This window comes from Rossellomorea sp. DA94, from assembly GCF_029834455.1.
GTDB classification, from domain to species: domain Bacteria; phylum Bacillota; class Bacilli; order Bacillales; family Bacillaceae_B; genus Rossellomorea; species Rossellomorea vietnamensis.
The window spans coordinates 426062-438845 of sequence record NZ_CP122397.1; the positions used below are offsets into that span (position 1 = coordinate 426062).

Below are 12784 nucleotides of genomic sequence, written 5' to 3' on the forward strand. Positions count from 1 at the left end.
ATATGTCAGTACAACCAGGGATAAATAAACGTTTGGTTCTGACCGGTCTGATCATCGGGATGTTCTTCAGTGCCCTTGAACAAACCGTGGTCGGGACCGCGATGCCTACCATCATCGCAGAATTGAACGGGTTTTCCATTTTTGCGTGGGTCACCACGGCTTATTTGATCACTTCCACAACGGTTACACCGATCGTGGGGAAATTATCGGATTTATATGGCAGACGATTATTGTATTTAATCGGAGTCATCATCTTTATTATCGGGTCAGGTCTATGTGCCACTGCCACTTCCATGGAGCAGCTCGTGCTGTACCGCGGCCTTCAGGGGATTGGCGGGGGGATGATCATGCCTTTATCCCAAACCATTATCGGGGATATTTTCACTGCTGAGCAGCGTGCAAAGTGGCAGGGGGTGTTCGGTGCATTATTCGGATTGAGCTCGGTCATCGGACCGTTCATTGGCGGATTCATTGTCGATACAATCAGCTGGCACTGGATTTTCTTGATCAACGTACCGTTTGGATTGTTATCAGCCCTTCTATTATTCATCGGTTTGAAATATGAAAATGTCGGTCGCCCGACGGATAAGGTAAGCATTGATTACCTGGGAATCATCACCTTGATCCCGGCACTGGTCCTCTTATTGCTTGGACTGAATTTCGGAGGGGATAAATTCGAGTGGATGTCAGGAACGAGCTTCATGCTCTTTGGCGGATCCATCGTTTTGCTTCTGGTATTCGGGTTCATTGAAAACAAAGCGAAGGAACCGATTCTTGATTTAAGCCTGTTTAAAAACCGGGTCTTTGCTACGACGAATGCCCTAGGGTTCCTTCTCGGATTAGGAATGTTCGGTGCGATCATGTTCGTACCAATGTTCATGCAGGGGATCCTCGGTGTGACGCCTACTCAAGCCGGGTCCACCATGACACCGATGATGATCGCCTTGATCACGGCGAGTATCATCGGCGGAAGATTATTATTAAGGCTGCGATACCGTACAGTGTTGACGGTTGGTATGCTGATTACCGTGGTTGGATTCTTCCTGATGAGTACGATGGGTCCTGAATCGAAGGAATATACAGCGTATATGTACATGATCGTGATGGGATTCGGAATGGGTCTTGTCATGCCGACCCTTATGATCGCAGTTCAGAATGAATTCCCTAAATCGAGACTGGGGGCCGTCACATCTTCCGCAACGTTCTTCCGTTCCATCGGTGGGACGATCGGGATCACCGTATTAAACGCTGTGATGAATCAATCCCTTCAGGAAAATATGAAGGATGTAGCGGCACAGCAGGATAATCCTGCTGCAGCTCAGATCCTTGAAGGGTTAAGCGAAAAAACGGATGCCCTATTCGGACTGCTTGTGACACCAGGATTACTGGAAGTACCGAAAGAAATCGGCAATATCGTGATCGCTTCGATTGAAACCGCATGGTCCGATGCGTTTACCACCGTCTTCTTAACAGGCCTGATTTTCATTGCCATCGGCGTCGGAGTGGCCCTGTCGGTTGGAAACGGGAAGATAAAACGGGATAAAGAATTACAGGAAGAAGCGGAAAAGGAAGAGACAATCCTTAAACCGGCTACTGAATAATATAATAAAGAGCCTGCCTTGGATGATTTCAAGACAGGCTTTTTTATATTTAATTGTTTTTTCGGACCTCATACAAATGAAATGACAATCCAAATGGATCCGATATCATTTCACTTTTCGAATGATAGACATGATCTACCCTGCAGCCGCTGTCCAGGAGCTTTTGCTTACTTCTATCAAAATCATCCACAGCGAACTCGAAATGCACGGTGTTATGATCACTATCTTCAATGAAGAAATTCCGCCCATTCATTGAGAACTTTGTTTCCTTTTGTCCCTGCTCTTCAACCTTCATTCCAATGATATTCGTGTAAAATTGAATCGCTTCATGGTAATGCTTCACTCCAACTGCAACATTATGAGTGAGCTGAAAGGATGAACGAAGGTTATGCTTCAGCTGAGGGACAAAATCTTCAGATGGAGCATGTAATAAATCCAGTAAAGAATAAATGACGCAATATTCGTCTCCGGGCCCGAAGTAAGCAGAGCTGCAATGATAAATCATGCCTTCTTCATTTTTTTTGAAAGTGGATACTCCGGGCATGGAGGTTTTCCCATTTTTAAACCCGAGATCTTGTGAAAAAGTGTTTTCTTTAGATGATACAAGTGGAAAGGCCCACCCTTTTGAAGCTGCAAAGTCTTCTTGAACGGCCGGGTCGTCTGGAGAGGATAGAACAAATTCACAACGACTTAACAAATGATGATACACCCCATTAAAGCCATCTCCCCACATGGAACAATAGCGACAATTCCTCCCCATATTATGGATGATGATAAGTTCATCCTTGTCTTTGAAAAGTTCCTCCAGTGTAACGGTTTGTTGATCAGTTGTTAAAAAGAGGTAGTTTTCAACCTTTTGCGGCGCTTGTTCTTTGCGTAGCTGTGCAAGCTGCCTTTTCTTTTCCATGATTTCCAACTCTAATGCCTGTATTTCCTTCGTTCCTTCAAAAGTGGTCATATTATTGCCTCCTATTTGAACGTGTCATATGTAAGATTCTGTATTGGCATGAGATGTCCTTCTTTTCAGGAGATAGAATGTACTTTACCTTGCCGTCAACAAATGTACTTTAATTAAATTTTCTGAAAATATATTGACAATTTTCAGCAGACACGTTATCTTTTGAGTAGTTGAATATAACACTTATTTACGTAAACGAATTAATAACGTTATATAAATATATTTTTATATCATGACAGGGAGGCCGATACATTGATTTTGCATGAGATTGAAACTGCCGGTCGATCGCAAACGGAGCGCCTTCAACTAGAGAGACTGCAACATGTTGCTTCAGTCGTTTATGAGAAAGTTCCCTTTTACCGGGAGCAGTTTGAGAGAAGGGGCATCAAGCCGGAGGATATAAAGTCTTTGTCAGACTTAAAAATGTTACCGCTTACAATCAAAAAAGACCTTCGGGATCATTATCCATTCGGCCTGTTTGCCGTAGAGCGCGAGGAAATGGTAAGGGTCCATGCTTCAAGTGGTACGAGCGGAAAGCCCACTGTCGTAGGCTATACCCAGAATGATATTGAGATGTGGGGAGAAATCGTGGCACGGGCAATCAGCATGGCAGGCGGGAAACCGGGGGATGTCCTGCATAACGCATATGGATATGGTTTATTTACCGGCGGACTTGGTCTTCATTATGGCAGTGAGAAGCTCGGGATGATCACGGTTCCGGTGTCAGGAGGGAACATGTCCAGGCAGATCACATTATTGGAAGACTTTAAGCCGTCCATCATATGTGGTACACCTTCGTACGTTCTCAATTTAGCTGAATCAATGGAGGCTCAAGGAAAGGATCCGGCTTCCCTTTCTGTAAAGTATGGAATCTTCGGAGCCGAGCCATGGTCGGATTCAATGAGGAAGACGCTGGAGCGGAAGATGGATATTAGAGCATGCGACATATACGGGTTAAGTGAGGTCATCGGTCCCGGGGTTGCCATGGAATGTCATGAAGCACGGGACGGCCTTCATATAGCAGAGGATCATTTCCTCGTTGAAGTCATTAACCCTGATACGTTAGAGACCCTGCCGGAAGGGGAGGTCGGGGAGCTTGTGTTTACGAGCTTAACGAAGGAAGCCTTTCCGATCATCCGGTATAGAACCGGCGATATCGCTTCGATTCAGCACGGAACATGCTCATGTGGACGAACAACGGTGAAAATGTCCAGGGTGAAAGGAAGAGTCGATGACATGCTCATTATCAGGGGTGTGAACGTGTTTCCATCTGAAATGGAGCATTTTCTGCTTCAGATAAGTGAACTTGCACCGCATTATCAAGTTCACTTAAAGAAAAAAGGGGCACTGGATTTGGTGGAGCTGCAGGTCGAGGTGACGGATGAATGTTTTAATGGGGTGTCGAATGACTTACATCATGACCGCCTGAGTGAGCTCGAAAGAAAAGTGAAGAGCCTGATGAAAGACCGTTGCTATGTTTCCATGGATGTCAAAGTGAGAGATCCCAGGGAAATACCCCGCTCGGAAGGTAAAGCCATCCGGATTGTCGATCTTAGAGGAGAAGCCATGCTTCAATAAATTTTTTTGAAAAAAATACCTATCACACCATTTCAGTATAACGTTGAAATGATGTGATGAAGGAGGGGCTGCAATGAGTGACGTATTGACAAATCAACCATTGACGGAAGATGAGCGTATGGCTCATTTTATGAAAAAGATCGAAAATGACGAAAAGATAGAAGCCGATGATTGGATGCCGGATGAATACCGGAATGCGCTGATCAAGCTGATCTCCATGCACGGCATCAGTGAAATCATGGGGGCACTTCCTGAGAAGGAGTGGGTCCCGAAAGCACCTACCCTTAGAAGAAAACTGGGGATCATGGCGAAGGTTCAGGATGAGATGGGGCACGGACAGCTTCTGCTTCGTGTAGCGGAAGATTTGATGAAGCCTTACGGGAAAACGAGAGAGCATATCATGAGAGATTTGTTTTCCGGAGATTTGAAGTTTCATAACGTCTTTCATATGGAGGCACCGACATGGGGGGACGCAGGATTGATCGGCTGGCTTGTGGATGGGGCGGCGATCATCACACAAACGAATATGCTTCATGCTTCCTACGGACCGTACGCCAGGGCGCTGAAGAGGATTTGTGCCGAGGAGGTATTCCATGCCCAGCATGGTGAGGCGATCATCATGGCTCTCGCAGAAGGAACACCGGATCAGAAGGCACTGGTCCAGGATGCGGTGGACCGTTGGTGGGAATCTCTTCTGATGTTCTTTGGACCTGGTGATGCGAAGACGACGGGCTCTTCCAAGCAGGATATTACCATCAAGTACAACATCCGGACGAAAACGAATGAACAGCTTCGACAGGACTTTTTCACGAAATATGTTCCAAGGATGCTGTCATTGGGACTGACGCTCCCGGATGAAACCATGTACTTTGATGAAGAACAGGACTTATGGATTTATAAGCAGCCAGACTGGAGTCGCTTTAAGGAAATCATTCGCAACAACGGGCCGAAATCGAAGGATCGCCTCCGTTTAAGGGAATTATCCTACGATAATAATGCGTGGGTCCGGGAAGCGTTAAGCCCTGGTGACCGAGTAAGTTAGAAGGGAATGAGAAGAGATGTCAGACAAGGGTCAGAACTTTTATCAGGAATTTGAAGTGTTCAGTAAACGGTCGGACGGAGCACAGATGCAGCACCAGTTCAGTCTGCTGGCTCCCAACCATGAGCTTGCTATGGTGATGGCTCAAGAGAATTTCATGAGAAGAGAGCCTGTTTCGGATATATGGGTAGTGAAACGGTCGGATGTCCGGATGATGACGCCCGAAGAAAGAGAGAGCGTCTCCCGTCTTGATAATAAAGATTACCGTAACGCCAAGGGCTACGGCTATTTGAAGAAAAAGTGGAGACAGTACGAACAGGAAATGCTTGATGAGAAAGAAATCATGTCGTGGGGAGAGTTGGTGAAGAAGAAATGAACGTGAAAAGTCTACAGGACATTCCGAATGCAAATTATAAGGAAGCCCTCTTGAGCCTCTTATATCAGCTGGCTGATGACGATTTCATCCTTGCTTACCGGGGATCTGAATGGCTGGGGCTCGCTCCCCATATCGAGGAGGATGTCGCGTTTTCTTCCATCAACCAGGACACAATGGGGCATGCGACCATGTTTTATCAGCTTCTTGAAGAGTTGGGAGAAGGCGATCAGGACCATCTCGCCCATGGTCGGAAAGCGGCCGAAAGAAGAAATGCCATTCTCCTTGAAGAAGTGAACGGACCCGGAAACTACATGGAGGAACCACGCTATGATTGGGCCTTTGCCGTGGTGCGGCATTATTTTTACAGTGTGGCGAAAAAAGTGCGCATCGATGCGCTTAAGAATTCTTCCTATGAACCACTAGCCGAGATGGCCGTCAAGATCAACACAGAATTGTACTACCACCTGCTTCACTGGAAAACCTGGTTCATTCAGTTGATGAATGCAGGCGGGGAAGCAAGGGAGCGTATGAATAAGGCAATGGAAAGAGTGCTGGAAGAATTCGCTGGGGTCCTGACCCTGGGGCCAAGGGGGAAAGAAATGTCCCAAATGGCATTGATCGAAGGGGAAGAAAGTTTAACAAAACGTTGGGAGCTCGCGCTCGAGCCGGTCTTCAGGTCCTGTCAACTATCCTTTCCACCGATTGTAGGAATGAAAAAGGGGAATGGACGCTTAGGTGAACACACATCTGAACTGGATACGGCACTTTCGACCTTAAGCGAAGTCTATCAAACAAATCCGGCTGCAAGCTGGTAAAGGATGAGGGAAATGACTGCTACCGTTTTAGATGTTCTTCAAACAGTGAAAGATCCTGAAATCGATTCCATCAGCATTGTGGATCTCGGAATGGTCAATCGCGTCGATCAACAGGAAGGAAATCTTGTGATCGAGCTTCTTCCCACTTTTGTAGGCTGTCCTGCACTGGACATCATTAAAGGCAATGTGGAGAAGGCATGCAGGGAACAGCTGGACGTCCGATCTGTACAGGTGGAGTTCGTCTATTCTCCTCCATGGACATCGGACCGACTGACGATGAATGGACGGGAGCGGCTGAAGGAATTCGGCATTGCGCCGCCTCCAGAACATTTTACAGGGGAAGAAGATTGGGAGATTCATTGCCCGTACTGTGATTCCGCCTATACGTCCATGGAGAATCTGTTCGGGCCCACCGCCTGCAGAAGCATCCTCTACTGCAAACAGTGCCGGAACCCGTTCGAAGCCATGAAACCTATATCCACGATGATGTAAAAATCTAGTAAACTACTGAAAACTAAAGGAGAGATTCCATTATGGTAAAACTGATTGCGTTATATAAGCACCCTGAAAATAAAGAGAAATTCGATGAGCATTACTTCAATACCCACGGTCCGATCACTGCGAAGATTCCCGGCTTGAAGAAGATGGATGTCACTCGCATTGTCGGATCTCCGATGGGTGGGGAAGGCAAATATTACTTAATGTGTGAAATGTATTACGAAAGCCATGAAGCACTGAAGGCAGCCATGAAATCCGACGAAGGAAAAGCTTCCGGGAAGGACCTTATGGGCTTTGCCGCAGATCTTGTCACCCTTATGATCGGCGAAGAAGTGAATGAATAAAGAGTACGAATATATCGTAGTGAGCGAGAGGGACGGAGTTGGTTTCATCGAACTGAACAGACCGAAAGTCCTGAACGCCATCAATCGTCCCATGGTATCGGAACTGGTCCATGCTTTCGAAGCGTTTGACAGGAACGACAATGTGAAGGTGATGGTGTTATCCGGCAGGGGGAGAGCTTTCGCCGCAGGAGCGGATATTGATGAAATGGCAGAGGACGGGGCCATTGATCTGGAGCTCTTGAATCAATTCACCGAATGGGACCGCCTTGCCTGGATCAAGAAGCCGATCATCGGAGCGGTCCAGGGGTTTGCGTTAGGTGGCGGATTTGAGCTTGCCCTTTGCTGTGACCTTTTATTCGCAACGGAGGATGCAAGCTTCGGTTTTCCCGAAGTAAATCTTGGGGTCATGCCGGGAGCAGGCGGGACACAAAGGCTTACAAAGTTGATCGGGAAATCCCGTGCTATGGAATGGCTATTATCCGGAGACATGTTTACAGCCGCCCAAGCACTCCAATGGGGAGTCATCAACCGGACGATCCCTAAAGAGATATTAATGGAAGAAACAGAGAAATTTGCGAGGAAATTGGCTGTCAAGCCTCCGCTTTCCCTTCGCTTGATCAAGGAGTCAGTACATAAAGCCGTGGATTCCTCGATTTATGAAGGAATGCAGTATGAGCGTAAGAACTTCTATCTCCTTTTTGCCTCGGAAGACCAGAAAGAAGGCATGAAGGCTTTCGTGGAAAAACGCAAACCTGATTTCAAAGGAAAATAAGGAGGCTGCACTATGTTTGAAACGATTAACTATGAAGTGAAGAATAACGTAGCCTGGATCACCCTGAATCGTCCCGATAAGCTGAATGCATTCATCCGTCAACTGAATATGGAAATTCAAAAGGCGGTAAAAGAGTCTTCGCGAAATGAAGAAGTGAGAGCCATCGTCATCACGGGGGAAGGCAGGGCCTTCTGCTCAGGGCAGGATCTAAGTGAAGTGGATGAAAGCATGGATCACGGTGAAGTGCTGCGGAATCATTACGGGCCGATGGTGAAGGAAATCGAGCAGTGCGAAAAACCTGTCATCGCCGCTGTCAATGGAGTGGCTGCAGGAGCGGGGTTCAGCCTTGCGCTTGCATGTGATTTCAGGCTCGTGTCAGAGAAAGCGAGCTTCATTCAGGCATTTGTGCATGTCGGTCTCGTTCCGGATTCAGGAAATCTTTATTACTTATCGAAGATTGTTGGATACGCCAAAGCCCTTGAGCTGGCCGTTTTTGGAGAGAAAATCAAAGCGGATGAGGCGGAGAAACTGGGTCTTGTCACAAAGCTCATTTCAATTGATGAGTGGCAGGAAGAGACGAGAGCCTTTGCCGAAAGGATCGCCTCCATGCCGACAAAGGCAATCGGCTTGATGAAGCGCTTATTGAAGGGAAGTGCGGATCTGTCCTTCAACGAATACTTGGAAAAAGAAGCATATGCCCAGCGGATCGCAGGCAAGACAGAGGATCACCGCGAAGGTGTATCAGCCTTCATGGAGAAAAGAAAACCAGCCTTTCACGGAAAATAATTCAATCAAAAAGGAGATGGAGTTATGTCTACAGTAAAAGAGCAAAGTTTTGAAGTCCTTGAAATGAAAAGAGAGCATTATTCATTGGTGATCAACGGTCAGCGTATGGAAAGCACCTCTGGGGAAACCTTCACGACATACAACCCGGCAACAGGTGAGGCAATCGCCACTGTTTCACTGGCATCAACAGAAGATGCGGAAAAAGCGGTAGAGGCAGCAAGGAATGCATTCGATTTCGGTAAATGGAAGAAGTTCCCGATCAATAAACGTTCCCGTGTCCTTAATAAAATTGCAGGCATTATGAGATCCCGTTTCAATGAACTTGTATCCCTTGAAATCACGGACAGCGGGAAGTCGTTATCCGCGGCACAAGGTCAAGTGATGCAGGCAATCGAAGACTTTGAATTCTATGCAGGTGCGATCGTGGGTCACCGCGGAACGGTCAATAACGTACCGGGTCAATTCTCAAACGTCGCAGAGAAAGAACCGGTCGGTGTCTGTGCTCAGATAATCCCTTGGAATTATCCATTAATGATGGCTGCATGGAAAATCGCACCTGCCATTGCCGCAGGCTGCTCGGTTGTCGTGAAACCAGCCACCCTTACTCCTCTGACGGCCATTGTACTAGGTGAAATCTGTATAGAAGCGGGAGTACCTGAAGGGGTCGTCAACATCATTCCGGGAGCGGGTTCTTCTGTCGGTAATTACTTAGTGGAGCATGAAAAGGTTGATAAAGTGGCCTTCACCGGTTCCACTCCGATTGGAAAAAACATCATGGAAAAAGCGTCTCAAACGTTAAAAAGAGTCACCCTCGAATTAGGCGGAAAATCCCCTAATATCGTATTTGATGATGCCGATGTGGATGCAGCTGTGGATGGTTCCCTATTCGGAATCTTCTATAATACGGGCCAATCCTGTGAAGCGCGTTCCAGATTATATGTGCACGAAGATATTTACGATGAGTTCATGGAAAAGTTCGTCGAGAAGACGAAGAAGCTGAAACTGGCTGATCCTCATGACAAAGGAACGCATATCGGGGCCATCATCAACCAGGGTCAACTGGATACGATCGATGGATATGTCCAGTCGGCCAAAGAAGAAGGAGCAACGATTTTAGCTGGAGGAAACCCAGCGAAAGTAGAAGGCTTCGAAAATGGCTACTGGTATGAGCCAACCATCATCACCGATGTGAATCATGATATGAAGGTGGTAAAAGAAGAGATCTTCGGACCTGTTGTGGTCGTAATGAAATTCAAGGATGAAAAAGAAGCGATCAGACTGGCGAACGACAGTGAATATGGATTGGGTTCTGCCGTATGGACTCAAAACCATGGCCGTGCGACAAGAGTATCGAAGGCGATCCAGGCTGGGATCGTCATGGTGAACTGCCCGTTCTCGGCTTTCCCGGGGACTCCATTCGGAGGCTATAAGCAGTCCGGGTTCGGCCGTGAGCTCTGTGTCGAAACGCTGGATCTGTATACTGAAACGAAGAGTATCATTTCGTACTTCGGAAACCGTCCGTTAAATCCATTTGGCGTATAAAAAACATCAAGCAGGGGTTGTCCTAACAAGGTCAACCCCTTATTGCAAGAAAGGGGAAATGAAGGATGACACAGCATATCGTGGTAGTGGGTTCGGGTGTGATGGGTAGAGGGATTGCCTATGTAAGTGCAACAGGAGGTTTCAGAACCACACTGGTTGATATTAAACAAGAGCAGTTGGATCACGCAAGAGAAGAAATCGAAATCATCTTCCGGAAGGGGATCGAAAGAAACAAGCTTACACAGCAGGAGTATGTAGAAGCAAAAGAGCTGATGAGCTATTCAACGAATCTATCGATTGCCGTCAGGGATGCCGACGTGGTCATCGAAGCCGTTCCGGAAAAGACAGACATCAAGCGTGGCGTATTCGAGGTCCTGGATGCCCATGCACCTGAGTATTGCTATCTGGCGACCAATACGTCCACCATGAGTCCGACTGAAATCGGGTCCTTTACGAAACGTCCGGATAAAGTGATTGCCATGCACTTTTTCAACCCTGTACATAAAATGCCACTCGTCGAAATCGTGAGGGGATTGGAAACGAGTGATGAAACAGCGGAGGTCATCGGGCAGGTGGCCCGCCTGATGGGGAAAGAAACAGTGGTCATCAATGAATTCCCAGGGTTTGTTACAAGCAGGATCTCGGCACTCGTCGGGAATGAAGCCTTCTACATGCTTCAGGAAGGACTAGGGTCTCCCGAGGAAATAGATAAAGCGATCAAGCTTGGCTTAAATTACCCAATGGGTCCCTTTGAACTCGGTGATTTAGTAGGATTGGATACACGATTGAATAATTTAAAGTATCTCCATGAAAAGCTTGGCGAGAAGTATCGTCCGGCGCCACTGTTAGAGAAGTACGTGAAGGCAGGCCGCCTTGGCAGAAAAACAGGCAAAGGGGTCTATGATTATTCAGCACCAAAAGAGAAGGAGCCCCAATCATGAGAGAGGTTGTCATTGTCGATGCCGTCCGGACCCCGATCGGAAGATATAAAGGAGCTTTAAAAGAAGTGCGTCCTGATGACCTTGGAGCTCATGTCATAAAAGCTCTGGTGGAAAGGAATCCCCTTGTCCCCGTCCATACGATTGAAGAAGTGGTACTGGGAAACGCCAATGGTGCCGGAGAGGATAACCGGAATGTCGCACGTATGTCGACTCTCCTTGCGGGTCTTCCTGTCGAGGTCGGTGCGACGACCATCAATCGTCTGTGCGGCTCGGGACTGGACGCTGTGAACTATGCAGCAAGGGCCATTTTAGCAGGAGAAGGGGAGGTCTTCATAGCAGGTGGAACCGAAAGCATGACGCGTGCCCCGTACGTCATGGCCAAGCCTTCAAAAGAATTCCCGAGAGGCAATATGGAAATGTTCGATACGACGATCGGTTGGCGTTTCGTCAACTCCCGGCTGAAAGAAAAATACGGGACCGACTCCATGCCGGAAACGGCTGAGAACGTGGCGAAGCAATTTGGCATTTCACGTGAAGAACAGGATCACTTTGCTTATTGGAGCCAGGTGAAGGCGAAGCGTGCCATGGACGAAGAACGTTTCAAAGAAGAGATTGTACCGGTGGAGCTTCGTGACCGCAAAGGAAATGTCTCTACCTTCATGATGGATGAGCATCCAAGACCCGACACCAATAGTGAGAAGCTGCAGAAACTTAAGCCCCTGTTCCAGGGGGGGACCGTGACGGCCGGGAATGCTTCCGGTGTGAATGACGGAGCATCGGCTCTTTTACTCATGAGCAGGGAAAAGGCGGAAGAATTAGGGGTCACCCCCCTCGCCCGCTACGTGACGTCAGCCACTGCGGGCCTGGAGCCTTCCGTCATGGGACTGGGGCCAATCTATGCCACACAGAAGGTCCTTAAGCGCTCGGGCCTCGCCCTTGATCAGATCGGCTTGGTGGAGCTGAATGAAGCCTTCGCGGCCCAGTCCCTCGCCTGCATCCGTGAACTCGGACTGAACGAAGAAATCGTCAACGTCAACGGGGGAGCCATCGCCTTCGGTCATCCGCTTGGGGCAAGTGGGGCCCGTATCCTGACCACCCTTCTCTATGAAATGAAGAAGAGGAAAGTACGATACGGCCTCTCCACCATGTGCATCGGAGTAGGTCAGGGAATCGCGACCCTCGTTGAAAATATAGAATCGTAAGTGCCCTGTTTTTGCAGGGCTTTTTGTGATTAAGAGGTTTCCTTTTTAGAAAGGATAGACGTGAGGTGATAAAGATGGAATTTGAAATCATGACAGTCGAAAGTGAAATTCCCTGTCTTGTCGTCGCAGATGAAGATAACGGCAGATTTATGATCAGGAAGGCGGACACGAGCGGGGAAGTGTTCAACAGTCAGGAGGAGCTTGTACATTGGATCGAGGCAAACTGGTCCAAGGAAAAGGTCGTGAACACGTATGATTTTGTAAAGATGCTGGAGATGTTGAGGGTGTATCATTGAGGGACAGGCTCTTTGGGGGAGCCTGATTTTTTAATT

At 47.7% G+C, this 12784-nt stretch carries 14 protein-coding genes; 13 read left to right on the forward strand and 1 reads right to left on the reverse strand.

Annotated elements, in window-relative coordinates:
- Positions 1–2 precede the first annotated feature (2 nt).
- Positions 3–1601: an MDR family MFS transporter gene (locus P8596_RS02260; protein WP_279725709.1), complete on the forward strand. Its 1599-nt coding sequence runs from the start codon at positions 3–5 to the stop codon at positions 1599–1601.
- A 49-nt stretch (positions 1602–1650) separates the two neighbouring features.
- On the opposite strand, the gene P8596_RS02265 is transcribed toward P8596_RS02260, so the two are convergent.
- Entirely contained in the window at positions 1651–2559 is a 909-nt protein-coding gene (locus P8596_RS02265; RefSeq protein WP_224521521.1) for a DUF899 family protein, read from the reverse strand.
- Between the two features lie 252 nt (positions 2560–2811).
- Here P8596_RS02265 and P8596_RS02270 point away from each other — a divergent pair, with 252 nt between their 5' ends.
- The 12 genes from P8596_RS02270 to P8596_RS02325 all read left to right on the forward strand — a co-directional run bounded on the left by P8596_RS02270 (position 2812) and on the right by P8596_RS02325 (position 12748).
- The gene (locus P8596_RS02270; RefSeq protein WP_279725710.1) at positions 2812–4137 is read left to right on the forward strand and encodes a phenylacetate--CoA ligase family protein; all 1326 of its coding nucleotides are present in this window, start codon (positions 2812–2814) and stop codon (positions 4135–4137) included.
- 73 nt (positions 4138–4210) lie between these two features.
- Positions 4211–5179 carry a 1,2-phenylacetyl-CoA epoxidase subunit PaaA gene (paaA, locus tag P8596_RS02275; RefSeq protein WP_034760964.1) on the forward strand — a complete coding sequence of 323 codons (969 nt, stop codon included), beginning with the start codon at positions 4211–4213 and terminating at the stop codon, positions 5177–5179.
- A gap of 16 nt (positions 5180–5195) precedes the next feature.
- Entirely contained in the window at positions 5196–5552 is a 357-nt protein-coding gene (gene paaB, locus P8596_RS02280) for a 1,2-phenylacetyl-CoA epoxidase subunit PaaB (protein ID WP_034760966.1), read from the forward strand.
- Complete coding sequence (paaC, locus tag P8596_RS02285; protein WP_224521519.1) at positions 5549–6367, forward strand: 1,2-phenylacetyl-CoA epoxidase subunit PaaC; 819 nt, start codon at positions 5549–5551, stop codon at positions 6365–6367. Before paaB ends, paaC begins: the two co-directional genes overlap by 4 nt.
- A 12-nt stretch (positions 6368–6379) precedes the next feature.
- Positions 6380–6859, forward strand: a complete 480-nt coding sequence (paaD, locus tag P8596_RS02290) for a 1,2-phenylacetyl-CoA epoxidase subunit PaaD (RefSeq protein ID WP_156030065.1) — start codon at positions 6380–6382, stop codon at positions 6857–6859.
- A 41-nt stretch (positions 6860–6900) separates the two neighbouring features.
- Positions 6901–7209, forward strand: a complete 309-nt coding sequence (locus P8596_RS02295) for an EthD family reductase (RefSeq protein ID WP_034760972.1) — start codon at positions 6901–6903, stop codon at positions 7207–7209.
- A complete protein-coding gene (locus P8596_RS02300; protein ID WP_254652886.1) occupies positions 7202–7981 on the forward strand; it encodes an enoyl-CoA hydratase/isomerase family protein in 780 nt (259 codons plus the stop codon). The genes P8596_RS02295 and P8596_RS02300 overlap by 8 nt, the downstream gene beginning before the upstream one ends.
- A 12-nt stretch (positions 7982–7993) precedes the next feature.
- A complete protein-coding gene (locus P8596_RS02305; RefSeq protein ID WP_254652887.1) occupies positions 7994–8767 on the forward strand; it encodes an enoyl-CoA hydratase-related protein in 774 nt (257 codons plus the stop codon).
- A 24-nt stretch (positions 8768–8791) separates the two neighbouring features.
- A complete protein-coding gene (locus tag P8596_RS02310) occupies positions 8792–10309 on the forward strand; it encodes an aldehyde dehydrogenase family protein (protein WP_279725711.1) in 1518 nt (505 codons plus the stop codon).
- Between the two features lie 65 nt (positions 10310–10374).
- Positions 10375–11250 carry a 3-hydroxyacyl-CoA dehydrogenase gene (locus P8596_RS02315; protein WP_229596094.1) on the forward strand — a complete coding sequence of 292 codons (876 nt, stop codon included), beginning with the start codon at positions 10375–10377 and terminating at the stop codon, positions 11248–11250.
- Positions 11247–12452 carry a thiolase family protein gene (locus P8596_RS02320; RefSeq protein WP_254652889.1) on the forward strand — a complete coding sequence of 402 codons (1206 nt, stop codon included), beginning with the start codon at positions 11247–11249 and terminating at the stop codon, positions 12450–12452. The genes P8596_RS02315 and P8596_RS02320 overlap by 4 nt, the downstream gene beginning before the upstream one ends.
- Before the next feature lie 74 nt (positions 12453–12526).
- Positions 12527–12748 carry a hypothetical protein gene (locus P8596_RS02325; RefSeq protein ID WP_098351222.1) on the forward strand — a complete coding sequence of 74 codons (222 nt, stop codon included), beginning with the start codon at positions 12527–12529 and terminating at the stop codon, positions 12746–12748.
- The last annotated feature ends 36 nt before the right edge of the window (positions 12749–12784 follow it).

What these genes read in the sequence shown, in the direction of transcription:
- P8596_RS02260 (WP_279725709.1), top strand. Translation starts at nt 3, where the DNA reads ATGTCAGTACAACCAGGGATAAATAAACGTTTGGTTCTGACCGGTCTG.
- P8596_RS02265 (WP_224521521.1), bottom strand. Translation starts at nt 2,559, where the DNA reads ATGACCACTTTTGAAGGAACGAAGGAAATACAGGCATTAGAGTTGGAA.
- paaA (WP_034760964.1), top strand. Translation starts at nt 4,211, where the DNA reads ATGAGTGACGTATTGACAAATCAACCATTGACGGAAGATGAGCGTATG.
- paaB (WP_034760966.1), top strand. Translation starts at nt 5,196, where the DNA reads ATGTCAGACAAGGGTCAGAACTTTTATCAGGAATTTGAAGTGTTCAGT.
- paaC (WP_224521519.1), top strand. Translation starts at nt 5,549, where the DNA reads ATGAACGTGAAAAGTCTACAGGACATTCCGAATGCAAATTATAAGGAA.
- paaD (WP_156030065.1), top strand. Translation starts at nt 6,380, where the DNA reads ATGACTGCTACCGTTTTAGATGTTCTTCAAACAGTGAAAGATCCTGAA.
- P8596_RS02295 (WP_034760972.1), top strand. Translation starts at nt 6,901, where the DNA reads ATGGTAAAACTGATTGCGTTATATAAGCACCCTGAAAATAAAGAGAAA.
- P8596_RS02300 (WP_254652886.1), top strand. Translation starts at nt 7,202, where the DNA reads ATGAATAAAGAGTACGAATATATCGTAGTGAGCGAGAGGGACGGAGTT.
- P8596_RS02305 (WP_254652887.1), top strand. Translation starts at nt 7,994, where the DNA reads ATGTTTGAAACGATTAACTATGAAGTGAAGAATAACGTAGCCTGGATC.
- P8596_RS02310 (WP_279725711.1), top strand. Translation starts at nt 8,792, where the DNA reads ATGTCTACAGTAAAAGAGCAAAGTTTTGAAGTCCTTGAAATGAAAAGA.
- P8596_RS02315 (WP_229596094.1), top strand. Translation starts at nt 10,375, where the DNA reads ATGACACAGCATATCGTGGTAGTGGGTTCGGGTGTGATGGGTAGAGGG.
- P8596_RS02320 (WP_254652889.1), top strand. Translation starts at nt 11,247, where the DNA reads ATGAGAGAGGTTGTCATTGTCGATGCCGTCCGGACCCCGATCGGAAGA.
- P8596_RS02325 (WP_098351222.1), top strand. Translation starts at nt 12,527, where the DNA reads ATGGAATTTGAAATCATGACAGTCGAAAGTGAAATTCCCTGTCTTGTC.